Origin of the sequence: Chryseobacterium angstadtii, from assembly GCF_001045465.1 — a bacterium.
GTDB lineage: Bacteria > Bacteroidota > Bacteroidia > Flavobacteriales > Weeksellaceae > Chryseobacterium > Chryseobacterium angstadtii.
Genome location: NZ_LFND01000001.1, coordinates 520783 through 546373, shown reverse-complemented (window position 1 = coordinate 546373; position 25591 = coordinate 520783). Strand labels below are relative to the sequence as shown.

The following is a 25591-nucleotide window of genomic DNA, read 5'->3' as shown; positions in this document are numbered from 1 at the left end:
AAATTGGGATTAATGAAATATTATTTAGGGATTAATGGTATTCCTGGATTATCCTTTATGATTTGTTTAATGAGCTGGTCATAAACAGCACTTCCTTTTGCTTTACTATATCCTATTTTAAATTTTTTTGAATAGTAAATCTGGTATTCATCTATTTTCTTTGTCTGTTCAGGAGTAAGAACGGCAGTTCTGTCAACAAGCTCATAAACTTTTGCTCCTATACTGTAGAGCCAAAGATCTTGCTTTGTAACTGTAATCTTATTTGAAGAGGTATTTATATATGACCATCCGTTGGAATTAATCCATGAGCTTCCTGTAGTCAGAAAACAGTTCAGAATTGATCCGAAGTTTATAACAAATGGATTGTTTACTGGAAATTTTCTGCTGATTTCAATTTGCGTAAAATTGGAATTGGCAAAAATCTTTATTTTTTTATTGGTCATTTTTGCCATTTCATATAGATATTCCTTATCATCAGCTTCGTTACAAGCTATGGAAAAGAAAGAGAAATTATCCTGAATCGTATTTAACAATAAGCGCAGGCTTAGGTAAGATTTAACGTGTCTCAGCTCGTAGACTCCATTTTGTATTTTGTCACATTCTTTTCTGAAACTTTCAAAATATTTCTCGTCAAGTTCAGTAATATCTTTGGTTTCCATTTTTTTAAAAGCTTCTCCTAGAATTTGGAAATCCTGATAATGAAGAATTACTTTTATAGCATCTCTTACAGTATGGTCTGAATATGTATTACCATGATGAACTATGGCAATATTCTTAAATTTATATTTCTTGGCAAGTTCTGCAAAACTCTCATAATTAGCAAAAGAAGGAATATGTCTTACCAGCCAGATGTTATTGTGAGTATCGTCAAATTGGTCTTTTCCATCAGACTCTAATACAATGAGTAAATTTTTGCCTGTTTTTTTGATCTGCTGCTCCAAATCTTCTTCATCTGGTTTCATTTTATCAAGCCTTTCCTCGTCTGCCATCGTTTTTGCACCATAAACTCCTATAGGTCTGTAATTATACATGATTTTTAATTTAATTGGTTATAAAAAACTGGCGGTCTTTTACAACCGCCAATTCTGAAATTATTTAAAAATTGTTGTCAGTTCCTTAGGTAAGGTTGAGGTGGCACCTCCATGCTGAAGCTGTGTATCGGCGAGTTTAAACGGACTCTTAGTTTCCAACTCTTTCGGATTCTCACAATTCTTAGGATCGTCTTCAGGGAAGATCGGAAGGGCCTGTTCTACTTCCAGACCTACAGATTTAGCCTGAAGGATGGTCAATGTAGTAGGAATTCTTGTGATCCAGAATTTACCCTGAGCTTCGCCCGTTGGTTTTCTCAATTCGTCTACGATAGACATGTACAAAGGATCTCCGATGACAGGAACTTCTCCTCCGTTCCAGATTTTTCCGGTGCTCATAAAGAACTGTACAGCATCTTCAAATCCTGGTTTCACCGTTACGATCACTCTGGCCATACCTGCCTGAAGAAAATTTCTGAACAATGGATCTGCACTTTGTGTCAGATACATTTCCTGCCATTTCTTTCTGTCTGCCCAGTAATATGGGTAGAAGGTATAATCCATGATGCTCCATTCAAACGCCTGTTCCATGAACTTGGCCAAAGCGGTGTACTGCTCAAGATTTTCGCTCAGAATCACTTTGAAATCACTCATCTGGCTTCCTGAAGTGAATGATTGTCCTAAAGTAGTCAGATAATCCTGAAGAAGGTAAGCGATACAGTTGTGTTTCAGAATAACAGATTCCATTTCACGGTAGAAATTTCCAAGCTTTTCTTTGTTGGCTGCCTCTTCTTCTTTTGCTTTGTCCTGCAGTTCCTTTTGTTTTTCCAGGAAAACAGCATACGCTTCGTCATAAGCCTTGATAATGGCTGTGAAGTTCTCCTGAATCCATGATTTCATAAATGCCTGGGAAAGTTTACACGTAATTTCGAAAGCAATGTTTACAGAATCAATGTTGCTGCATTTGTATACGAAATCATAAGAGCCTGTGACGTTCTGAGGTGTGAAAAAGGCTGTAGCGTCTATTGAATTTCCTCCGGTTGAGAAAGGCACCATTCCTCCTGCAAAGTTGCTGGTATAAAGGGTACTTGTTCCTCTTCTGTTTCTTTCAAAACCATAGAACATTTTTACGCTGCTGGCTTCGTAGTTCACAGGAATGTCGATCGTTCTGTGTCTGTATTCCTCATTTCCGTCTACTTTCTCCCATTGCTTTCCTAAAATAAGATTGATAGGAGATTTTGGCAATTCAGTAAGCTTCACGTTGTAAATATTAGCCCAATATTCAATCTGATCTTTGGTCGCCACCTGAGCACTTGCCATACCCCATGGTTTTTCTGCTCTTCTTGGATCTGCCGGAGCCGTAAGCGTGTCCGCTTTTGAAACGGCAGTCGCCAAAGTATGAAGTCTTGCCGGTTCCGGAATCATGAATTCGAACATCGTACGTTTGCCGTAGTTGTAGATCTGGTTTTTCATTTTCTTATCTACCCATCTGTAAACTCCGGTAATGTGCTGAGGATTTTCCTGGTTGGCCTGGCCTCTGTTATCAAATTCATGAACATTGGTTTCGGTAAACTCTTTAATGATTTTCTGCACACGTTCATTATTGATCTTGGTAAGAACACGTTCCATAGCACGTTCTGTAATCTCCTGAGATTTTTTCACCGCCTGCTTGGTACTGTCCTGCTGTGAAGTATTGTTGGCGTAAGTTCCCCCAATCTCGTACTTCATGACTTTGGTGTCATACGTAAATTTGGTGCTGGCCGTAATTGCCTGTTCTTTTTTAATTTCCTGAGCGATTTCTGTCTGCATTTCATTTCTGTCCGCTTTTGTAGTGTCAGAAATTTTTTCAGTTTCAATAGATTCCGAAGTAGTATCGGTGATTTCTGAATAATCTCTGGCTACGGAAGACTTATGACGAAGTTCGCTGGCCATCACATTTTCAATATTGGAGACTTCTCCCGGAACGTAAGCATGTACGCTTTGCTCCACTTTAAGATAATCTGCAATACCCAATCTCTTTACACCGAAATGTTTAGGAATGAAGGTTCCCGGTTTTGGATTTTCAATGCCTCCGCCCGGATTTCCGGTTTCATCTTTAATGTCTTCCACATACAAAACATCGGTATAAGCCTGGTTAGGCTCTACTCCGGAAAGATCCAGTGTAGCTTCTTTACCGTTGTTGAAGTAGATTTTGATTTTGACATTTCTGATGTATTTGCTGAACTTACCGACCATAACTGAAGCAAGAGTTACCTTATTGTCAACTACTTCGATGTTGTTATAGCTTTCATCAAAATTACCTACATCTGAAATGATTGATAACTTAGCGGAAGCCAATCCCCATGCAGCGCTTTCTGCCTGATAATAGAACGTAAGATAGGCCTGACTGCCTGCGAAAATACTTCCCTGAGGAGTTGCTTTTAAATAATATGATCTTGGTGCTATTTTAGCTGCATATTGTGTAAAAGAATCGGCTACAGGAACAAGGATTCCTCCAAGGCTGGCAAATGTCTGCTCCTGAGCTGGCGTTTTGTTATACAGAGTCTGAGATTTTTCAGCATGCTCCTCATCAATTTTATCAAAAACTTCAGGATACGTGTCAAACTCATCTGTGATGGAAACTACTGCTCCTCCAAGCTGAAGCCTTCTGTCGGATACCACACTGATTTTTGTGAAATCAAAGCCGTCTTCAGGTTTTTGTCCGCTGGTTAATGCTGTAAACTTGTCAACGAAGATCTTCAGAGAATTCAATGAAAGTATTTGTGTAAAATCCCCGAAATTGATTTCGTCTTTATAGGTGAACACAAACGGAGGAATGGAAGGCTCTTCAAGCTCTGCATATAAGGCGTTGATCTCCTGCTCTGTCATGTCCTTTGTGATCCTGGCCTGAATTTCTTTCAGTTGGGCTCTGTATCTGTCAAGAGCCGGCTGATTGGCGGCAAGATATTCTTTATAAGCCTCATCATAAGCTTTGTTTCTTGCTTTTTGATAAATTTTCTGAGTTTTTTCCAGTTCAGATTTTAGAATATTTAAGCTGTCTTTTTCTAAATTAAGGTTCGTAAGTTCCAGAATTTTTTCTCCTTCAGCTTTTAATTGCTCTTTAGCAGGAACAGAAAGAACGTTTGTACTGACATTAATAGCATCTTTTCCGATAGCGGATTCTCCCACAGTGAATGCCTTGCTTGAAACAGATGTTCCGGAATTTTCACCTTCGTAGCCATCTCCGAAAAACTTCATAGGAAGAACAATTCTTGCTTCAAGTGCTTTTGCCTTGAGATCAGAACCGTTTACTTTTACCAGTTCGTCCGTTGACTGAAGTGTGCATACATATCCATAGTGAAGGGCTTTTAAAATATGAGCTACTGCTTCTTTTACATAAAAATTATTTTGAGATGCGGTTTGATACATCAAATTGTCCCATAAAGTGCTGAGCTGATCTTTAGTCGTGATTCCATAAGCATTGATCACTGTACTTTCGTCCGACGGAGACAAAGCTTCCTGTTTTGAAATTTTTCTTCCTATTTTCAAAACTTCTGCGTAGCCTCCTTCTTCTATTTTAAGCTCCGTTTCAAATCCGGCAGGATTGAAAGACTTGGAAGCACGTTCCATAGCCTGGAATTTGTTTAAAGCAGAATCAGCCGGATTGATGTAAGAATCGAAAAAGCTGGTTAGCCCTTGTTGAGGTCTGTGAATGAAACCTAAGTTGATCGCTTTAGTTTCTGTTAATTGAGGATTTCTAAGGCTTACAAATCTGAAAAGAGTCTGTGAAGCGTTGTTGGTTGTTTCGTTTGTTGCCATTTTAATATTTGTTGTTGTTTGGGTTGTTAATCAGTTATTTTTTTGTGTATTCCAGAGTGATGCTAAAGGAGTCGATTCCGGAATAATCGTAGCCATCTTCCTTTATGAGTTGAATCTTGATGAGCCTGGAGTCTACCGTAATGAAGATCTGGTTTCTCCATTGATTGCCTGCGAATGCCGTATCAAAAGCCCTCCACTCGGTAAACATTTCATTGGAAACGATGGTTTCGATGGCGGGAATCTCTCTTTCGAGATCAATTTCTCCGGATGCTGGAATCTGATCGAAGTACAGCGATTGTCTATAAACCGGTTTGCCGTTGATCCAGGTTCCTTCCGTTCTTTCTTCTTTACGGGTATAGGACATTTTTTTGTCTACATACTGCTTCTGGATATAGTCATCCGGTTCTGCATTATCTCCGTAATATTGTACTCCGGTTAATCCTCTTGGCTTCTGAAAAGAGGCGATATGGCTGATGACTATAGGCTGCTCAATATTGGAATCTATAATAATTCCTTTCATATCTCTGCCGTTGCGGTACACCAGAGAAGTCTGCCACTGATCCATAGAAAGTTGCGAAGAAGGACCGGATACATAAAGCGCATCATTGGAAAGATCTATTCTGGACATCATCACATTTTGATCGGTGTTTAAAGAAGACAGCGTCATTCCGGAAGGATAAAACCCGATCTCATTTTTTACGCCTGTATCTTTATTATCCCTGTAGATCGAACTGTTTTCCTCTGACAGCTCTGTCATCAGCTCCAGGTTTCCGGAAATAGGCTTGCCGGCTTCCGTTCCTGATAACGGGATGTATGTTCCGGATGAGGTGGATTTTACTTCCCATCCGATGGTTCCGTCATCTTTTGCAACCAGATTTCTGCTGAAATTGATATTGGCTGCCGGAAGATTAGAAACAATCAGTCCTGTAGATTTGATATTTCCTGCTACTTCAAGTGTTTCCGAAGGAGTCAGTGTTCCTATACCTGTTTTATCGTTACTGTGATAAATACTGCTGCTGGTAAGACTGGATCCATTCCAGTAAGGAATATTGTAAGACTGCAGATTGAGCTTGGAGTAATTGGAGATATCTCCATTCTGGGCAATAATATAAAAGCCTGTTCCTCCCTGTGGTCTGTTCATTTTCGTATTGAAAGCATCTTTCAGTCCGCTGATGTTATCCTGAGCAATACTTTCCTCTTTGTGCCAGTAGGCATCCTGCCAATCCCAGAACTGTTCCTGATTGGGAATATTTCCGTTTTCGAAGTATTGTTTTATTTCCTGTTTTGTTTTCATTTTCGTTGTTTTTTTACATGTCGAAGATTAAAGTTCCGCCAGTAACTCTTGTGTTTGCTCCAAATGCATCAGAATAATATTGCGTGGCTTTGTCCAGCAGTACAGAGGATAAACCCGGGTTAAAATTGAAGGCATTCGGCCTGATCAGAGTAACACTTGGAGGCACGTACAATGACGTAAGTTTATTATAAGCGAAGGCAGAATCCTTGATTTCTTTGACGTTGGAAGGAATAGCCAGTGAAGTCAGTTCATTAGATATAAATGCCCGTTCGCCAATAGTTGTAAGCTGCTTAGGAAGCACCAGCGATTTTATCGGATTACTATTGAAAGCTTCGACTCCAATTGTGAGAACACTGTCCGCAAGCGTCAGCTCCGATACTCCCATTGCAACAGCAAACCGGTCGGGAATATGTAATGTTCCGGGTTTGATAAATATTCTTCTGACCTGTAAATAGGCGAAGGAAGCATTGCCGGATTCATCTGTTTCTGCATAAAGGTCATTCAGGCGGGGAAGACCGTTTTCCAGACCTGCAATTTTAGCCATGTCTATTTTCTCGTCCTTGTGCCAGTACGAGTCCTGCCATTCCCAGAAATGGTCCTGTGTAGGCTTGTCTCCGTTCTCGAATTTGAGCCTTAATTCTTGTTTTGTTTTCATAATAAAAACGATGTGATTTTGTTTGGGGTTAATGAATAGGTTATCATTTAAAGAGTCTTTTTACAGAAGCTCTTAAAGGGTTTTTAGTTTTTTTAGTGGTAAGACTTATGCCCACTTGTGCATTACATGTTGTGATTCATTTTTGTTCATTTCAGACATAGTTCTGGCTGTCCGGCATTTTGTGAATGATGGATTCAAAGGTGTTTATAATGATTATGGGATGGTGTGCCGGATCTTGTGATTGGTGTTTCAAAGATAATTCCGGACAGCGTCAGAACTCGTCGTGTTAGAATTTATTTAGTCGATATTTTCTTCGGGAATATCATCATTAAAATCTTCCCTGAAAAAATTTTCAATGTCATTGAGATAGTTTTCATAGTCCATCTCAGCATGTTCGATATCGCTCCATTCAATAGTATAGAGATCTTCATCGAAAAGTATATCTGGATTGTGATTGGGTGTCTCCATGTTGGGTGTTGTAAGTTTTTGGTGATGTGATAAACATATTTCTGGCTGTCCAGCATTGATAAATGTTGAATTCAAAGGCTTTTTAAAATTTTAATGATGGTTGTTTTGTGTCTTTGTTGATACTCCAAAAGTAGTGAGCGAAGACGACAAAACTTGACGTGTTTTAAAAACTTTTTTATAATTTTCAATATAATCTTTTAAGCTTATATCGAATAGTTATAAGCAAAAAAGCTTATATTTTATTTCTGATCAGTTTCTGGACGATCTGATTCAGAATTTCTCTGTTATCATCAATATAGCTCAATCCTGCCTGGATCAGGTTTTCAATATTGGATCTTCTTACATTATCCATACCTGGAGACGCATTTTTTAATGATGGATTCAGGCGGTAATAATTCTTCTGATTCCGCTGGCCTAATGTCTGAAACATCTGGCAAAGCTGATAATCTACAGTTTCTGCATTGGCAGACATCAGAATGTCAATGATCGGGTTTACCCAGCCTATCTTTCCGGATTTTTGCAGTTTTTTGAAAGAATAAGGTCTCGCCTCAATACCGGTTCCTATAGAAACAATAATCATATCATTTACGCCGGGATGATTCGCTTTCTGATGATTTTTCAATACTTCTGCAAAAGGAATTTTTCTTGCTTCTGCATAAGCACAAAGCGCAGGATTGTTGGCAAACATACCGCCGTCTATCAGGCTGAAGATCTGCCCGTACATAGATTTGATCTGTACCGGGCTGAAATAAGTGGGTGCCGCTGATGTAGCTCTGCAGATGTCTTTTACATAAAAATTATCTGTGCTCAGATTGGCTTCCCAGGAATTAAAGAGCTTCGCTCTTCTGTTTTCGATGTCATAACTGGTTATTAAACATGGTTTTATAAATTCTTTAAGTTCAAGATTTCCAAAAAAGTCATTCAAGTTTTTTACAAGCGCTTCCTGAGAGATTTTTTCGTTAAGCAGGCCAAACGGATTGACCAGCTTTTCCCAGAAAGAGACTTGGAAAATGTCGCCGCCCTTTTCAGCATATAATTCCAATCCTTTCTGGATAGAATATTTAGCTTTTCGGTGTTCATCGGGACATAGAATAATAGATGCAATCAGCCCTCCTGTACTGCTTCCGGCCACCAGATCAAAATAATCTCCGAGTTTGGCTCCCGGGTTATCATGATACTGAAGCTGCTCTTCTATGTAGCGCAGAATAATGCAGGTAATAATTCCCCTTATTCCGCCCCCGTCCAAAGAAAGAATGGTTGTCTTTTTCATATGATGTTTTAATGGTTTTCGAAGGAAAAACTAATGTCCTGAGACAACTAAAACCAACATTCTGCTCGTGAAAGCGGAGGCTGGTTTTAGTGTTGAGATCTCAGTTAACTAATATTTTTCTTATAAAACAAAGATAGGCCGGGGAAGCGACAGAACTTGTCGTATTATAATTATTTTCAAATAATAGAGAATTAAAATAAGCTGTTTTTTTATGATGATTTTAGGAGGTTCAAAGTTAATATCAACGACTCATAATGTTTCGGGGTACGGGTTTCGGGGCGCAAATCGGTAACTCGCAATCCCGTATCCCGTAACTTTCAGGGTCTCAATTTTATTAATCAGAATTTAGGTTAAAATAGTATATAATTCTGCTGATCTCTAGGCATCTTGGATAGTGTTCGCCAGGCTGTTTTCACGACCCCTTTTTTAGTCTTGATATTCTTTTTTTCGAAGTGGGGAAGGTCTTTAAAAGTTTTCCAGTTTCCTCCCCAGTCCCAGCCGTGTTTTGCAAAAATCTGGACGCACTCATACCAGTCAGCCACCTGATCATTGTCCCAGTCTTTTGCCGTGTCCCAGCTTGCTGTTTTTCCGTCAATCATCAGGCAGATATCTACAGCAAGGCCGTAATTATGAATGCTTTGTCCGGCTTTGGCATTGGTGACTTTTTTTCCCGTTGTAATTCTTCCGATAGCATAGAGTTTTTCCTGTTCCTCAAAAGATCTCAGTCCCTGTGTGATTCTGACCTTTGCCCTTCCTGTAAGTGCGGCATCACATTCTTTAATGATTTGTTCTACTTCCTCCCGTACATAGGGGTGAAGCAGGCCTATTCTCTGTAAAGTTACTTTGTCCATGATGTTTTTATATTGTATGGCAAAAATACAGGCTGTGAACGACGAAACTTGACGTGTTTAATTAAAATTTTAAATTAAAAATGTGATTTTTTTAAGCTATATAAGGATATAAAATCTAGCGAATTAATACCCAATTTTGTATTACTTTGATAAACGAAGTGGCTTAGTTTAACTTTAAAAACATTCAGAAAGGTGAAAGAATCTTTGTTTATCCTTGCGATAAATAATGGCATTTCTGTAATTAACTATTTAAGATGTACAAGGAAATAAAATCTAGTGAATTAATACCCAATTTTGTATTACTTTGATAAACGAAGTGACTTAGTTTAACTTTAAAAACATTCAAAAAGGTGAAAGAATCTTTGTTTATCCTTGCGATAAATAATAGCATTATTATAATCAATTCTAATCCCGAACCCAGATTAACATAACATTTTCATGATGCTAAACAGAAAACATAATAAACAAAAGGATTTTTCAATGATTTCAGTTTAAGTTCAAATAGGATCATAAAAATTAATATGAAAAAAGAGATTTGACTGTATATTTGTAAAAAACATACCCGTTGAAATTAAAAAAATCAATGGGTAAAAAATAAAAAAACACAATATTTCAATGCATACTCTTTTACCTTTTTTTCTGGCAATGATAGCGGCTATCGTATTACTTAATATGTGGGCTGCCAAACTTAAAATCGCTTACCCTATTTTATTGGTAATATTCGGGCTTTTGGTAAGTCTTGTTCCGGGGCTTCCGGTAGTGAAAGTAGATCCGGATCTTATTTTCTTTATCTTTTTACCTCCTCTTTTGTTTGCTTCAGCCTGGGACATTTCTTTTAAAGAGATGAAAAGATGGTGGCGGATTATTGGCAGTTTTGCCTTTCTGGTGGTATTTTTTACGGCTCTTTCGGTGGCTGTGGCCGCCAACTATTTTATTCCCGGGTTTACCATTGCGTTAGGATTTTTATTGGGAGGAATAGTTTCTCCACCGGATGCTGTGAGTACGGGAGCTATTATGAAATTTGTCAAAATACCCAAAACTACTTCCGCTATTCTGGAAGGAGAAAGCTTATTAAACGACGCTTCCTCTCTTATCATATTTCGTTTTGCACTCATTGCCATAGGTACCGGACAATTTGTATGGCAGGAGGCTTCTCTGAGCTTTTTATGGATGGTGATAGGTGGCTCGGGAATAGGGTTATTATTGGGATGGATCTTTGTACAGGCCCATAAACGTTTACCTACGGATGCGCCTTCAGATATTGCCCTTACCCTTATAGAGCCTTATATTATGTATTGGATAGCTGAACAGTTTCACAGTTCCGGCGTGCTTGCTGTGGTATGTGGAGGTTTGTATATGTCCACGAGACGTCTGGTATTTTTAGACAGTGCCAGCCGTATAAAAGGTCAAAGTGTATGGGAAAGTGTAGTATTTCTTCTGAACGGAATTGTTTTCCTGCTGATCGGGCTGGAGCTTCCTGAAATTGTGGGAGGGCTGCGTACCGAAGGAATTCCTCTGGGTACAGCTGTACAATATGGAATAATGGTAACTCTTGTTTTGATTCTGGCCAGAATTATAAGCTCTTATGCGGCTATGGTGGCTACCATTATTTTCCGGCCAAGCGTGGCACCAAGAGCTTCTACGAGAAGAAGAAGTCTGTTGCTGCCTCTTTTTCTTGGATGGACAGGGATGAGAGGAGTGGTTTCCCTCGCTGCTGCACTGGCGATTCCTATTACACTCGGAAACGGAGAACCTTTTCCTAACCGGAATCTGATCCTCTTTATTACATTTGTTGTGATTCTTCTTACATTACTGGTCCAGGGGCTTACACTGCCTTATTTTATCAATAAAGGTCATGCGTTTCAGGATTTTATAAATGAAGAGGAGGAAGAGCTCACGAGACAGAAAATAAAACATGAGCTGAAGCAGCATGTTTATCATTTCCTTAAAACAAAACATGAAAACGAACTTCAAGGACATGCCGGAGTGGAAAGGATGCTGAAACACTGGGAAGAAAAATCGAAAGCGAATGATGATGGCTGGATGAACGAGAAAAATAAAATAATTTTCGTTGAAATGCTTGAAAGCCAGAGACAGTATCTTTCGGAGCTTAATAAAGATATTACCATTAATGAAGAAGTGATCCGCCAGCACTTATATCAGATTGATCTGGAAGAAGAACGATTAAAGATGATTTAAGTATTTTACAAATAATAATGTTAAAATGTATAATTTATTGAAAATTATTAAATCATTGATAAATAATTAATTAAATTGATTTTTCAATTAATTGGCATTATTATGTTGATTTCATCATTTATACTTATTTCGTGTTGTTTTATTTTCAATTTTTCATTTTTTTACGCCAATTAATACTATTTGTGTAATTTGAAAAATGGATTACTTTTGTATAAAATTTACTTTTTTAAAAACACAATAAAGAAGGTTATTAAAAAATATTCTTCTAAAAATATACAGATTTGTAATAAAATCTGCTCATTTGATCCTATAAATAATCATTAATAATTATAAAGAGTTGATGCTCGATTTGTAAAAAAGATTAGGATATAAATCTTTTTCCGCTTTTGCTGAGGTGATAATTGTAAACCTTCAGTTTAAAGATATCTGCAGACAACTCTCTTTTCGTACAAAATGATTCCCCATATGCAATGCTGAATGATTTCAGCATGCACGGGGTAAATTTTGGCGAGTGATAATTAATAAAATTTCAACAATAAGAAAACAATCTTTAAGAGGCAACAACCACTTAAAATAAAAGTACAAATGATGAAAATATATTTTTTGAAGTGTCTTACATTTCTGGTAGTTTTTAGTTCCCTACATGGAAAAAATTATTCTAAATATTCAGGATTACTGAATGAAAATTTTCCCACAAAAACAGTGAAAGATGAGAAACTATTGAAAAGAGAACATTCAAGTACGGGATATTATTCTTTAGTTTCAGACACTTGTAAGACAAAGACTTACACAGCATTGACTAGTGGATGGAGTGCACATAGTCCCGGATCCGGGCCACAGTCTACTTCTCCTTCCGGATGTAATAACAATACAGGAGGCACTACTTATGAAAATAATACGTCCAGCAGAGGTTTTGAAACCTGGTATGATACACCCGTGGGCGTTTTTTGGCAAAGAAGCGTTTCAGGGCTAAGCCCAACAAAAACATATAGAGTATATGTGAATATGTTTGGTACTACAGGCTCAGGAGACAAAAGATCCATGTTTTTCAATAACTATAATCTGGGAGGTAAGACGGGAAGCAATACGTTTGTAGGAGGGAGTGATGATAACAATCAGATTATTTATGATTTTGAGGTGACCAACAGAACAACCATAAGTTTTTCGGGAACCATCCAGGCTGCAGCCTATTCCGGTTGTGAGCAGGCCAGAAACTTCAGACTCGTTATTAATGTATTCGAAGTTACCAACACACCATTCCCTTCTCCAACTGTTTCAGCAACATCAGTAAACAATACCTGTCCTGATCTTTTTGCCAATTTATCTAATCTGGTAACGAGCAGCTGCCCTTCAGGAACCACTTTGGAATGGCATTCCGTTGCCAGTAATCCAAGTTCTTCTACGAAAGTGGCTAACCCCAGCCAGGTGACTTCATCAGGAACCTATTATGCCTATTGCCATAATGTAACGTCAGGATGCTATAGCCTTCCTTCTGCAGGAGTTAAAGTGACAATATCCCTTTGCTCTACAGGCTGCTATAAGCCCGGAGCCCCTGCTACAGGCGGAAATTCGGCACTAATCAGTAAAGTGGGGGTCAGTTCTTTATTAAGGACCAACAGTCAGGAGATTCAGGACAACTGGCCTGCATCAAGAAATGGAGCATGGCTCGTTATGGAAGCCAGAACCAAAGGATTTGTTGTTAACCGTCTGGCATTTAACGCTTCAGGAAATCCGGTAAATATTCCTCCCTCCAACTTTATAGAAGGAATGCTGGTGTATGATCTTACCAACAGATGCCTTAAAATGTATACTTCACAAGATTCAGGAGCTACTTTCGGCTGGTATTGCATCAGCACACGAACCTGCCCAGATTAAAATTAAATGTAGATAAAAAACACACTCAATATAGTTTAGCTGAGGTCTCTGAATTCCATAATTCATGGAATAAATGGTTTAATAAATTCCTTATTTCTATTCATTAGCAATCCGGAATGATTACTATTCAGCTGGATACACCTTCTTGATTTACAAGAGCCTTTCTTCCGAAAGACCAATAGCGGTTTTCTCAGAAGGAAGGCTATTTTTATTGTTTTCATGGTAACTACTGCAATCGGAGCATTCTGGATGTCGTAAGATTTTATATCCGCGGTATGTTTACAAAACAATCATAACACCTACTTAAGTTCAGATTGAAATAGGAAATATCTGTCCGGTATTTTTAAAAAAGCAACGGGACATGGCAATAAAACAATTTAAATAATAAATTAACACCTTTTATCACCTCATAATGTAGTTGATAAATCAATTTTAGCCATTAAAAAAAAGAATCTTGGAAGCAAAAACGTGTTTTTCTTAATTTAATGCTTATTAAATTGTAAAATATTGTAATTCAACTATTTGATACTTCATTAATTAATGCTTTTCTTAAATTTTATAAATTTTATTAATGTTAATTAATGGTCGTAAATGATGATATTTTTGGTGCATCAATATAAATTTGTTGCGATACTAAAAAGAGGAGTTAATTACATACAATGGTTGGGTAGAAATACTAAGACAAAATGTAAAATACTTTTTTTAGTTCATAAAAACACTTAACAAATGATGACAATTTCAATATTAATTAGTATTGATCAATATCAGCAAGATCAAAATTAATTAATAAAAAAACACAACAAAACTTGCAAATCGATGAAAAAAAATTACTCGTTTCATGGTGTCTTGCCATGCAGTAAGATACTGATATTTTTACTAATCATATTATCCCATAACCTTTCCGCACAATATGGAGCCAGCGATGATTTTGATCTTGACGGCATTTCCAATTATGATGATATAGATGATGATAATGATGGAATCCTGGATTACATTGAATGCCAGCCTGTATCTACAATAAAAAGATACAATGATACAGGAAATGCTATCTGGAATGGGGCTACAACAATTACGGCAACCCGGAGCAATACCACTAATATAACCGCTGAGAATGGCACAGGGAGCGTGACGGATATTAATAGGATTATAACCGGAAGCGCCCCCTCGGTCTATACAAATAATTATAAAATCACGGCTACCAGAGAATCCTTTTGGTTAATGAATGCTGATAGCGTTGAGGATCAGCGGGGATCCGTGACGTTCACTTACAGCACTCCCATCCCTATAAGCCAGGTTCTGATTGTATTACAGGATGTAGATTACAGAACCAATGGAGGAGCCCCGACAATTACGATTACTGTTAGCGGGGGTACAGCTACTACACAAGATTTGGCTGCATACAAAGTAAGAAATCTGGATTTACCGAATCCTAATAATGCTAATAATGGAGGCTATAATGCCACTACAGGCGTAATAAGTTATAATGTTCCGCTGCGGGGAGTAGATACTAATGATAATCGCGCGTTTGCATTGGTTGGAAATAGTTCAGCTACAGTAAAAACAATTAGGGTTTCTTATGAACTTGATGAAAAAGCGGAAGTTTTTATCGGAAGAGTTGACACACCTTGTGATCAGGATAATGACGGAATTTCCAATAATTTTGATTTGGACAGTGATGGAGACGGATGCCCAGATGCCGTTGAAGCAGGTGTTGCAGATTATGCAGGCGCAGCAGCAATGCAGTCTGGAAGTATACAAAATGGAAGCAATGGAGCGGTTACATCAACGAGAACAGTAGTTGAATCAGTAGTTTCCGGACCTTATGGAACTAATGGGTTCGCTGCTTCCGTTGAAAATAATGATACTTTTGCTGCTGACTATAAAAATACGGCAGGTTATACCTACTCATCAGCCATTAATTCGGGGGTGGTTGTTTGCTGTTCCAATTTTACAGCGGGTACGCTTTCCGGGGCTCAGAATATCTGTACCGGAAGTACAACCTCTTTTTCATCTACTCAATCAGGGGGAACATGGAGTTCATCCAATACTTCAATAGCAACAGTAAGTGCAACAGGAGTTGTCACCGGAGTTTCTGCCGGAACAGCAACGATTACTTACACTTATGATAAATATAATGGAACCTGCGCACAAACTGCAACAAGAACAGTAACCATTACTGCTGTTCCTAACGCAGGAACCTTATCCGGAACTCAGAGTATCTGTGCAGGAAGTAAGAGCACCTTTACTACTACAGGCCAAACCGGAGGAACGTGGAGCTCCTCGAATACATCAATTGCCACAGTAAGCACAACAGGAGTCGTTACCGGAGTTTCTGCCGGAACCACAACAATTACTTATACCGTAGCAGGTACAGGCGGATGTGCAGATTCCTCTTCAACAAGAACCATAACGGTTACTGCTGCTCCTAACGCAGGCACTTTATCCGGGACTCAGAATATCTGTGCAGGAAGCACGAGTACTTTTACTACCACGGGCCAAACCGGAGGGACTTGGAGCTCCTCGAATACATCAATTGCCACAGTAAGCACAACAGGAGTTGTTACCGGAGTTTCTGCCGGAACAGCAACAATTACTTACACCGTAACAGGTACAGGAGGATGTGCAGACTCCTCTTCAACAAGAACCATAACCGTTACTGCTGCTCCTAGCGCAGGCACCTTATCCGGAACTCAGAATATTTGTGCAGGAAGCACGAGCACCTTTACTACTACTGGCCAAACCGGAGGAGCGTGGAGCTCCTCGAATACATCAATTGCCACAGTAAGCACAACAGGAGTCGTTACCGGAGTTTCTGCCGGAACAGCAACAATTACTTACACCGTAACAGGTACAGGTGGATGTGCAGACTCCTCTTCAACAAGAACCATAACCGTTACTGCTGCTCCTAACGCAGGCACGTTATCCGGAACTCAGAATATCTGTGTAGGAAGCGCGAGCACCTTTACTACTACGGGCCAAACCGGAGGAACCTGGAGCTCTTCGAATACATCAATCGCCACAGTGAGTACAATAGGTGTTGTTACCGGAGTTTCTGCCGGAACAGCGACAATTACTTACACCGTGACAGGTACAGGAGGATGTTCCAATGCTTCGGCAACAAGAACCGTAGCCGTAACACTTTGCTCCTGCTACAAACCCGGAGCCCCGGCTACGGCTGGAAGTCCGGCATTAATCAGTAAGGTAGGAGTTAGTTCTTTATTGAGGAACAACAGTCAGCAGATTCAGGATAACTGGCCTGCCTCGAGAAATGGAGCGTGGCTGGTGATGGAAGCCAGAACCAAAGGGTTTGTTGTTAACCGGATGGCATTTAATGCCTCAGGAAACCCTGTCAATATTCTTCCTGCCAACTTCGTAGAAGGAATGCTGGTATACGACCTCACTAATAAATGTCTCAAAATGTACACCTCGCAAGATTCGGGAGCGACTTTTGGCTGGTATTGTATCAGTACCCAAACCTGTCCGGATTAATCATATTAAGCTAAAATATACAAAATGAAAAACACACTGATTGTAATGGGATTATTTTCGGCATTAGGCATACACGCGCAGATCGGAATAAACAAGGATAATGTAAGTAACGGATCTGTTTCCCTGGAATTTGGAAACACGGAAAATAAAGGAATTATTCTTCCTTATGTTTCAGATAAAAGCGGAATCATAGAAAACGGAACCCTGCTTTTTGATACCACAGATAATAAAGTAAAATACTTAAAAGACACGAATACCTGGTTTGATTTAAGCGTAGATACAAGCGGAACAGCCAACCTGGGTATGCAGGCCAATGATAGAGTAGAGCAACCTGGAGCAAAAGTTTCTATCAGTACGGGATCGGGCGGCACCAATACAACTCAGGGGGTTTTAGTCCTCGCAGATGATGATAGAGCTATGGTTCTGCCCAAAGTAGCCAGTCCTCATTTGAATATCATCAGTCCAAGCGCCGGGATGCTTGTTTATGATACGGTAAAAAGACAGCTTGCCGTTTATAATGGAACGGTCTGGACCTTTTGGAAGCCTTAAAAAAGAAGAATACTTAGATTCTGCTTTCTGCAATTCTGTTAATAATGATACAGGATTGACGAAAGTCAAAAATGGAGTGGAAATAATAGCACATCGGGCAGGCAAGCTACATCATTAATGCGACAAAACATGACGTGTTTGAAATAAATTAATATACTGTTGGTCAGTGTGTTAAATGTGGTGTTAATTTTAAAATAAAAAGAGGAAATTATTTTTAAAAGGTATAATTTTGTATTGAAATTATCATCTTTCTATCATGTATGCTTTAGTGGATTGCAATAACTTTTTCGTTTCCTGCGAGAGAACACTTGACCCGTCTCTCGAGGGAAAACCTGTTGTAGTCCTTTCCAATAATGACGGTTGCGTGGTATCCAGAAGCAAAGAAGCCAAAGATCTCGGGATTCCTATGGCGGCGCCTGCATTCAAATATAAAGACCTTTTTAAGCAGCACGATGTAAAAAGCTTTTCTGCAAAATTTGAGCTGTACAATTATAAAAGTCAGCAGGTTATCAATATTTCCAAGTCCTATGTCCTTGAATATGAAATTTATAGTATAGATGAGCTGTTTCTGGATCTGTCAGGATTTAAATATGTGAATATCCGGGACTATTGTCTCGAAATAAAGAACGAGATCCAAGCGAAAGAAAATATTCCCGTAAGCATAGGTATTGCACCTACCAAAACACTTTGTAAGGTAGCGAACAGGATTGTAAAAGATTTTCCGGATCAGTTTGATGGCGTGTATACTTTGGATACTCCTGAGAAAATTGAAAAAGCTTTAAAATGGCTCAATATAGGGGATGTCTGGGGAATAGGCCGAAAGTTGGCTGCAAAAATGCATGACAGCGGGGTTTATAAAGCCTGGGATCTTCTTCAGAAACCGGAAATATGGGTTCGGAAGATTATGGGAATTCATGGAGTAAGGATGATTAACGAATTAAAAGGAATCCGCCAGCTGGAACTGGACGCTCCTTCTGCGAAAAAATCCATTGCCGTTACCAGAAGTTTCATGAGCATGCTGACAACAAAAGAAGAAGTAAGGGAAAGGGTTGAAACTTTCGGAATGTACTGTTCTGAGAAGCTGAGAAAACAAAACACGTGTTGTAAAATGATTACCGTTTTTGTTCAGACCAACCGTTTCAGAAAAGATTTACCGGAATATAAAAATGCAATAACCCGGCTGCTTCATAATCCTACCAATTCATCTATTCTGATTGGAAGAGTGGTCAACGAACTTTTTGAAGAGATCTACAGAGATGGTTTTCACTACAAAAGGGCAGGAGTCATTGTGAATGATTTTGTTCCCGAAAATGAAAGATTGATCAGTCTTTTTGAAGAAGATACCCAAAACCAGCACCTTCCTGTCATGAAAGCAATGGATGCCATGAATAAAAAATTCGGGAAAGATAAGGTGCGTCTTGGAAGCATGAGCGGAGAAAACACATTTGGCCGGGCAAAGCTCTCTCCGGAATATGAAGCCTTTCTGAAAAACAACACATTACCCGAAGCGAATTTCAGATTTCATTGATTTCTAACACTTTTCATTAGATATTTACCCGATTTATATCAATTTTTTTGCTGGATATAGTGGATACTACTCCGCTACGTCTTATGATTTTAATGAATTTGTAGTACCTAAGTAGAAGTGGTTTTTTTAGATTTTATTACCCTAGATTCTACTTTTGACTTCCGATAAAATTAACCTAAATCAAACAATTGAATTGATATGAAAAGAAAAATTGTACTTATTTGTGCATTGGCGGGTTCTGTTTCCGGCTTTGCTCAGAGATGGAGTCCTGTATCACAAAAAGGATCACAAATAAGAAAGGAAGTTGAAGTAAAGCAGGCTTATCAAGTGGATCTGAATGCGCTTAGAGGTCTTTTAAAAGAGGCAGTTGAAACCGGGAAAAATGCAAAACCTGTAATTGTCTCTTTACCTACCGTAGAAGGAAAAGTTGAGAAATTTGCTGTATACAGCAATCCTGTGCTGGAAAAATCTCTGGCAGATAGATATCAGCTAGGTTCCTATGTGGGAATTGGAATAGATGATCCTTCTAAATATGTTAGATTTAGTACCGCTCCATCCGAAATGCAGTCTATGATCATTAAAGACGGAATATTCCAGTTTATTGAACCTATTAGTGCAGATAAGAAAACCTATGGAGTATTCTATAAATCAAAAGGAGAAGGAGGAATACACGGTTTCGAATGCGGGATGGAAGAACATAACCTGAATGACATTAAAAAGCTGGCTGAAAACGGGAAGAAACAACTTTCCAATGTAGGAATTGCAATGAGACCTACCAACACAAGATACAGAACTTTCAGAATGGCAATGGCTGTAACAGGCGAATATACCGCTTTTCACGGAGGTAATGTAGCCGGAGCATTAGTAGGTATCAATAATACAATGACCAGAATCAACGGTATTTTTGAAAAAGATTTCGGAGCCCATTTTACAGTTCAGGATATTCCGGGAATTATCTATACCGACCCTGCAGCGGATTTTTACATTCCTCAGGCGGCTCAGGGTGATCCATCACTTAATTTACAGCTTCAGAGACTATTAACCGCCCAGGTAGGAGATGCAAACTATGATATCGGACATGTATTTCACAGAAATGCAGGTGGAGAAAGAAACGGAAATGCCGGAGGTATAGGGATTGTATGTAGAAATCCTTTAGACAATAATGATGAGGAATCTAAAGGATCCGCATTTTCTATGAGCCCGAATCCGATAGGAGAGGTTTTTGACTTAATGGCGGCTCATGAAATGGGGCACCAGCTGGGAGCCAATCATACTTTTTCTATGAGAACAGAAGGCAGCGGGGCTAATGTGGAACCATGGGGAGGAACAACCATTATGGGGTATCCCGGTATCACTCAGGATAATGTTCAGAATAATATGGACGGATATTTCCATTACAAATCTATTTCGCAGGTCCTGGATAATTTGGAAAGCAAACCGGCATGTGGTGCCGGAATACAAATAGTAAATAATACGGCGCCTGCCATTACTCCGCTTGCTAATTATTCCATTCCAAAAGGAACTGCTTATTATCTTGATGCCGTTGTGGTAGATGCAGAGAATGATGCTTTCAATTATACCTGGGAACAATACAACAGTGTAGGAGACAGAAACTCTATATCAGGAGACAGCGGTTGGGGTTATAATGCCGAAGGAGCCATTGCGAGATCGCTGCCGGGAACTTCAACCAGCAGAAGATATTTTCCTAAGCTGGCAAGTGTAATGAACGGTATTTTAACAGATACCCAATCGTGGGAAACAGTTTCCTATATTCCGAGAGTATTGAATTATGCAGTAACGGTAAGAGATCAGAATGCCCAAAGACCAATGACTTCTACCGCAGAAACCGTAGTGACAGTCGGAAATGATGGGCCTTTCAAATTCAATGGGCTTACAGCTTCTTCGGTATTGTATAATGATTTGGCCAATACCATCTACTGGGATGCTGCCAATACCAATGCCGCGCCTTATAATGTAGCGAATGTAAAAATAGAGTATACAACCGATAATGGAACAACCTGGAATGATCTCGTAGCTTCTACACCCAATACAGGAAGTTATTCTGCCCAGATGCCGGGGAATCTGAACGGAGCAGTTAAGTTGAGAATATCAGCTATTGGAAATATTTTCTATGCCGTTTCTCCTGCACTGAATGTTGCAGCAGCACCTACTTCCGCAGTGAATGCACCAACAGGAGTTTCAGCAATAAATACAGAGATTTTCAAAACAACATCAAGAATTTCCTGGAATAAAATATCTGGAGCCACTTATTCTGTTAATTATAGAAAAGTAGGTGCTGCCAACTGGTCCAATGTAACAAGTCCTACCAACTCTGTAGTGTTGAATGGGCTGGAAGATGAGACCAACTACGAAGTGCAGGTTGCAGCTGTTGTAAACAATGTCCCGGGAGCATTCTCGAATAACTATCCATTTAAAACAAAAGGATTGAGAACAGGTACAGATTACTGTTTAATGACTACCGGAGGAAACGGGATTTATAGCAGCGGACTTGTCAGTCTGACTTTATCTAATTTGAATTATGCAGCTGCCGGTACAGATGCTTACAAAACTTATCTGGATTTTAGTGAAGATGCCACCAAATTAATTAATTTACGAAAAGGGGTTCAATACACGGCTAACTTTAGAAACGTAGCGGCTACCAGACAACTGGGACAGCCATACACAGATTGGTTTGAAATCTGGATAGATTATAATAGAAATGGCGTTTTTGAAAATTCAGAAAAGGTAATATCCAATAGTGCACTTCCGGGGCTGATGAACAATTCAACATATTTTCGTGATGGAAATGCAACATTTACAGTGCCTGATGCAGCATATTCCGGAGACAAAACACTGAGAATGAGAGTTGCAAGTACCTTCTTTAATGCTGCGAGCGGCCCTTGTGGAATCCCTACAGTTCCTAGCGGAAACGGTGTGGTTTCAGGGGGATCATTCAGAGATTTCTCCGTAAGAATTGCGGAAAACAATGCGCTTGCTACAAAGGATATAGGAATAAAGAATCCAAAATCTGAAATATCTTTCTATCCAAATCCTGCCGATACTTTTGTTGAGGTTAAAAATCTGGAAGGAAATGCAGACTATAAAATCTACGATGCTTCGGGAAGACTTGCGCAGGAGGGCAGTGTTCAAAACAGTAAAATCAGTGTGGCGGGCTTGATGAAAGGCTTGTATATTGTTACTTTAAAAACGAAGAACGGTATAAGTAATGTAAAACTGATCAAGAAATAATATAGGCCTAAATAAGCTTTTTAAATTAGAGGAGTTCAAATATATGAACCCTGAGCATTTAAAAACTCTGGCAGATTCTATTTTAAAACAGCCCGCTTGGGCTGTTTTTCGTTTCTCATCATATGAAAGAAGTCTATTTTTTATTTTTTTTGGTATTTCCAGTTTCTGGCCTTTCCTTCAGCGATCCATTCCAAAGCCTGTTCCATTCGTTTGTCTCTCGTGGCTTCGGTTTTGGCTTCGGTGATCCAGGTGATATACTCTTTCCTGAAAGACGGAGATCCTTTCTTAAAAACAGCTGATGCATCTTTATTTTTATCCAAAGCAGCCTGAAAATAGTCCGGAACTTCAGTTTCCACTTTAGAAGGCGTTGCTTTTTTCATGGTAACGCCCATATCTGTAAGCTCCATAGCTTCTTTAATCATTTTTTTCAGCTGAACTTTGGATGGAAGGTCCTCCATTTTGGTAAGCTTGCCTAAGCTGAACATAGAACTTTCTTCGGCTGTAGTTTCCAGTTCCTTTAAAGTTTTCATTTCTCCATGCAACCAAAACCCGAGGCTGCAATAGTGTTTAAAAGAAGTAACAGAACAAAGAATCTTTCCTTTGTACATGAAAGCTGGAAATTTCCACTTTATAGCTTCTTCTGCTTCAGGGCAGACTTCGTGTACGGTTTCGCGGAGATAATTTAAAATTGGCCGGGCAAAATCAGGAGATTTTTCAATGTATTCATCGACCTGTATATTGTATTTTTCCATAGTTTTTTATTGAAATAATGAAACGGCTTCGTTAACCAGAAATCTTACCTGATCCGGTCTTCCCCTGTCATTTTTAGGATTATTGCTGTAGCTTCCGGTTCGTACAATTACCATATGATGTTCCGGAACCATAATGATGTACTGGCCTTGTAGTCCCAGAAAATAATAATGTTTAACGGGATTGTCATGATTGATCCAAAGGCCCATTCCGTAAATTTGGTTAGATTTTTCAGTAGGTGTTCTCATCTCTTCAATAAAGCCGGGATTGAGAATTTGCTGTTCCCCGACCTTTCCGTCATTTAAAAACAGCTGACCCAGTTTCGCATAATCCCTCGCATTCGAATGGATGCAGCAATAGGTTTTTTCCATTCCATAGTTATCGGTGCTCCATGAAGCATTTTGTTCCATTCCCATCGGAATCCAGAATTTTTCGGATAAATAGCCGGCAAGTGTCTGGTTGAGCGCTTTTTTTAATGCAAATCCCAAAAGCTGGGTAGATCCGCTCTGGTATTCGTAACGAATGCCGGGCTGCTCTTTAAATCTTCTGGAAAATACGGCTTTCATAAGATTTCTTCCGTAATAGGCTTTTGCGTTGGGAAGAAAAGGATTGTTATAATCTTCATCCCAATCGAGGCCTGCTTCCATCTGGGCTAAATTTTTGAGCGTAACCTCACTTCCGAATTCTTTTTCTTTAAATTCAGGATAAAAGTCAGATAGTTTTTCATCAATATCTTTAATAATTCCTTCTTCCAGCGCTTTTCCCAAAAGCATTACGGTTACAGCTTTTGCCATAGAGAAAGAATTCGTGTGGGAAAGCTGATTATAGCCGTCCCAATACTGCTCATGAAGAATTTTTCCGTTTTTGATAACGACAAAAGCAGCGGTTCTGGAATGTTCTAAATTTTCAACGACATGCTCAGGCAGCTCCTTTTTATTGTATTCCGGATCTTCCGTCCACAATTCGGGCTCTTCCGTAGCAATGAGGTTTCCCGGGAAGAGCTTTCCGTCGTCAATATAGGCGCTTGATTTTCCTTTGAGATACGTTTTGGAAATTCCGCTGAATAAATAGTCGTATCCCAGAAGATAAACAGCGGCTACACCTACTACAGCCCCTCCTATTACATATTTTAATGCCTTCATATGATCGTGAATATCAGTCTCAAACAAATTTAAAATAATTTTGATAAGAAAAGGAGAAAGCAACAGTAAATAAACTATTTTTGCGATTATTGATGAAAAATATGACCAGAAAACTCCTAATATTCATGTTGTTTATTTTTTCGGTGCTGGGAACTGCCCAGACCTATAAAATGATAGACACCGCAGATTATCTGCAGAGAAAAGAATTTTTAAAAAGCTTTGCCGGAAATAACGAGGTTTTTATTAAAAAATTAAAAGCACAGTATAGCGGAAAGACAGGCTCCGAATTATCTAAAATTTATAAAGAATTCGGAACCGATTTTGAAAAGCAGGTAAAGAACAAAGATTTTATTTTCAAATCTGAATTTGAAGCTGAAATAAAAACACTTATTCAGCGCCTGAAAAAAAATAATCCCAATATTCCTCAGGACCTGAAAATTCTGGTGGCAAGAGATAATACACCGAATGCCTATTGCCTAGCAGACGGAACTTTCGTCATCAACATGGGCCTCTACAACTGGTTTAATAACGATGATCAGATTGCCGCAGTGATTACCCATGAACTGGGTCATAAAATTGATGAGCATTCTCTCAAAACATTTTTAAACATCATCGAACAGAATCAGCTTGATAAAATAACGGTGCAGAATCTGAAGGAAACAACGGTAAACCGAAGCCAGACGCAGAATAAAAAGGCTTTTGATATCCTTAAAAACAGAGCCTATAAAAAAGGGGTGGAAAGAAGAAAACAGGAAATGCAGGCCGATTCCCTGGGCTATGTGATCTTTAAAAACAGCGATTTCAAGAAAAACGAGTATGTAAACGCTCTTCAGCGCCTGCAGGATTTTGATACCATCTCGCCACGGGAATTGAAGATGGAAACCTATAAAAAGTTGTTTGATCTCCCAAAACTAGCTTTTAATGACAAATGGATGAAGAAGGAAGATTTTTCGCTGTACAACTATAACTTTTACAAAGAAAAACTGGATAAAGATTCTCTGGCATCACACCCGGAAATGTCCAGAAGGATTGAAAAACTGAAAAAAACATTTCCTGAACTAAAACCTTCGGTAGAATCTGAAAAACCTTCTGAAAATTTTACAGACCTGAAGAAAATGGCCCGTATGGAGATTCTTCCCAATTATTTTCACTCCGAAGATTATGGCTTGGGAATCTATGCTTCCATGCAGTTTCTGCAGGACGGGGAAGAAGAAAAATACTACAAAGGCTGGCTGGGTAAATGTTTTTCCAAGATATATGAAGCCCGGAAAAATTACAACCTGAACCGTTATCTGGACAGAGTTGAACCCAAGAACCAAAGTGAAAGCTATCAGCAGTTCCTGAATTTCATGTGGAACCTGAGCCTGGATGACATTAAAAATATAGCCGACTTTTACCAGAGCAATTACCAAATAAAAGAATCCTGATACATCATCAGGATTCTTG

At 39.0% G+C, this 25591-nt stretch carries 16 protein-coding genes; 7 read left to right on the top strand and 9 right to left on the bottom strand.

Going from position 1 to position 25591, the window contains the following annotated elements; translation table 11 throughout:
• Positions 1-20 precede the first annotated feature (20 nt).
• The 7 genes from ACM46_RS02325 to ACM46_RS02300 form a co-directional block, all read right to left on the bottom strand.
• Positions 21-1031, bottom strand: a complete 1011-nt coding sequence (locus ACM46_RS02325; RefSeq protein WP_048504993.1) for a hypothetical protein — start codon at positions 1029-1031, stop codon at positions 21-23.
• 60 nt (positions 1032-1091) lie between these two features.
• On the bottom strand, positions 1092-4826 hold the full coding sequence (locus tag ACM46_RS22760; protein ID WP_053082659.1) for a hypothetical protein: 3735 nt from the start codon (positions 4824-4826) through the stop codon (positions 1092-1094).
• Positions 4827-4860: 34 nt separating this feature from the next.
• Entirely contained in the window at positions 4861-6120 is a 1260-nt protein-coding gene (locus ACM46_RS02315; protein WP_048504992.1) for a hypothetical protein, read from the bottom strand.
• 13 nt (positions 6121-6133) lie between these two features.
• Positions 6134-6775 (bottom strand): leucine-rich repeat domain-containing protein, encoded by a 642-nt coding sequence (locus tag ACM46_RS02310; protein WP_048504991.1) that lies wholly within the window; start codon positions 6773-6775, stop codon positions 6134-6136.
• Between the two features lie 297 nt (positions 6776-7072).
• Complete coding sequence (locus ACM46_RS23255) at positions 7073-7243, bottom strand: hypothetical protein (protein ID WP_157859413.1); 171 nt, start codon at positions 7241-7243, stop codon at positions 7073-7075.
• Positions 7244-7475: 232 nt separating this feature from the next.
• A complete protein-coding gene (locus tag ACM46_RS02305; RefSeq protein WP_048504990.1) occupies positions 7476-8513 on the bottom strand; it encodes a patatin-like phospholipase family protein in 1038 nt (345 codons plus the stop codon).
• 350 nt (positions 8514-8863) lie between these two features.
• Positions 8864-9364 (bottom strand): M15 family metallopeptidase, encoded by a 501-nt coding sequence (locus tag ACM46_RS02300; protein WP_048504989.1) that lies wholly within the window; start codon positions 9362-9364, stop codon positions 8864-8866.
• A 615-nt stretch (positions 9365-9979) separates the two neighbouring features.
• Between ACM46_RS02300 and ACM46_RS02295 the strand changes: the two genes are divergently transcribed.
• From ACM46_RS02295 to ACM46_RS02270, 6 genes are all read left to right on the top strand, one after another.
• Entirely contained in the window at positions 9980-11563 is a 1584-nt protein-coding gene (locus ACM46_RS02295; RefSeq protein WP_048504988.1) for a Na+/H+ antiporter, read from the top strand.
• A 585-nt stretch (positions 11564-12148) separates the two neighbouring features.
• Positions 12149-13438 (top strand): hypothetical protein, encoded by a 1290-nt coding sequence (locus tag ACM46_RS02290; RefSeq protein ID WP_048504987.1) that lies wholly within the window; start codon positions 12149-12151, stop codon positions 13436-13438.
• 816 nt (positions 13439-14254) lie between these two features.
• Positions 14255-16927: a beta strand repeat-containing protein gene (locus ACM46_RS02285; protein WP_048504986.1), complete on the top strand. Its 2673-nt coding sequence runs from the start codon at positions 14255-14257 to the stop codon at positions 16925-16927.
• 24 nt (positions 16928-16951) lie between these two features.
• A complete protein-coding gene (locus ACM46_RS02280) occupies positions 16952-17476 on the top strand; it encodes a hypothetical protein (RefSeq protein WP_048504985.1) in 525 nt (174 codons plus the stop codon).
• 256 nt (positions 17477-17732) lie between these two features.
• Positions 17733-19004, top strand: coding sequence for a Y-family DNA polymerase (locus tag ACM46_RS02275; RefSeq protein ID WP_048504984.1), 1272 nt, complete (start codon positions 17733-17735; stop codon positions 19002-19004).
• A 198-nt stretch (positions 19005-19202) separates the two neighbouring features.
• Positions 19203-22253, top strand: a complete 3051-nt coding sequence (locus ACM46_RS02270) for a reprolysin-like metallopeptidase (protein ID WP_048504983.1) — start codon at positions 19203-19205, stop codon at positions 22251-22253.
• 140 nt (positions 22254-22393) lie between these two features.
• On the opposite strand, the gene ACM46_RS02265 is transcribed toward ACM46_RS02270, so the two are convergent.
• Together ACM46_RS02265 and ACM46_RS02260 are read right to left on the bottom strand one after the other, a co-directional pair.
• The gene (locus tag ACM46_RS02265) at positions 22394-23005 is read right to left on the bottom strand and encodes a YdeI/OmpD-associated family protein (RefSeq protein ID WP_048504982.1); all 612 of its coding nucleotides are present in this window, start codon (positions 23003-23005) and stop codon (positions 22394-22396) included.
• Positions 23006-23011: 6 nt separating this feature from the next.
• Positions 23012-24145 (bottom strand): serine hydrolase domain-containing protein, encoded by a 1134-nt coding sequence (locus ACM46_RS02260; protein WP_048505571.1) that lies wholly within the window; start codon positions 24143-24145, stop codon positions 23012-23014.
• A 101-nt stretch (positions 24146-24246) separates the two neighbouring features.
• Here ACM46_RS02260 and ACM46_RS02255 point away from each other — a divergent pair, with 101 nt between their 5' ends.
• Entirely contained in the window at positions 24247-25572 is a 1326-nt protein-coding gene (locus ACM46_RS02255; RefSeq protein ID WP_241485954.1) for a M48 family metalloprotease, read from the top strand.
• Positions 25573-25591: the final 19 nt, after the last annotated feature.

Coding starts and splice junctions, on each gene's coding strand:
- ACM46_RS02325 (WP_048504993.1), bottom strand. CDS start 1,031: ATGTATAATTACAGACCTATAGGAGTTTATGGTGCAAAAACGATGGCA.
- ACM46_RS02265 (WP_048504982.1), bottom strand. CDS start 23,005: ATGGAAAAATACAATATACAGGTCGATGAATACATTGAAAAATCTCCT.
- ACM46_RS02305 (WP_048504990.1), bottom strand. CDS start 8,513: ATGAAAAAGACAACCATTCTTTCTTTGGACGGGGGCGGAATAAGGGGA.
- ACM46_RS02310 (WP_048504991.1), bottom strand. CDS start 6,775: ATGAAAACAAAACAAGAATTAAGGCTCAAATTCGAGAACGGAGACAAG.
- ACM46_RS02285 (WP_048504986.1), top strand. CDS start 14,255: ATGAAAAAAAATTACTCGTTTCATGGTGTCTTGCCATGCAGTAAGATA.
- ACM46_RS02275 (WP_048504984.1), top strand. CDS start 17,733: ATGTATGCTTTAGTGGATTGCAATAACTTTTTCGTTTCCTGCGAGAGA.
- ACM46_RS02315 (WP_048504992.1), bottom strand. CDS start 6,120: ATGAAAACAAAACAGGAAATAAAACAATACTTCGAAAACGGAAATATT.
- ACM46_RS02290 (WP_048504987.1), top strand. CDS start 12,149: ATGATGAAAATATATTTTTTGAAGTGTCTTACATTTCTGGTAGTTTTT.
- ACM46_RS23255 (WP_157859413.1), bottom strand. CDS start 7,243: ATGGAGACACCCAATCACAATCCAGATATACTTTTCGATGAAGATCTC.
- ACM46_RS02260 (WP_048505571.1), bottom strand. CDS start 24,145: ATGAAGGCATTAAAATATGTAATAGGAGGGGCTGTAGTAGGTGTAGCC.
- ACM46_RS02270 (WP_048504983.1), top strand. CDS start 19,203: ATGAAAAGAAAAATTGTACTTATTTGTGCATTGGCGGGTTCTGTTTCC.
- ACM46_RS02295 (WP_048504988.1), top strand. CDS start 9,980: ATGCATACTCTTTTACCTTTTTTTCTGGCAATGATAGCGGCTATCGTA.
- ACM46_RS02300 (WP_048504989.1), bottom strand. CDS start 9,364: ATGGACAAAGTAACTTTACAGAGAATAGGCCTGCTTCACCCCTATGTA.
- ACM46_RS22760 (WP_053082659.1), bottom strand. CDS start 4,826: ATGGCAACAAACGAAACAACCAACAACGCTTCACAGACTCTTTTCAGA.
- ACM46_RS02255 (WP_241485954.1), top strand. CDS start 24,247: ATGACCAGAAAACTCCTAATATTCATGTTGTTTATTTTTTCGGTGCTG.
- ACM46_RS02280 (WP_048504985.1), top strand. CDS start 16,952: ATGAAAAACACACTGATTGTAATGGGATTATTTTCGGCATTAGGCATA.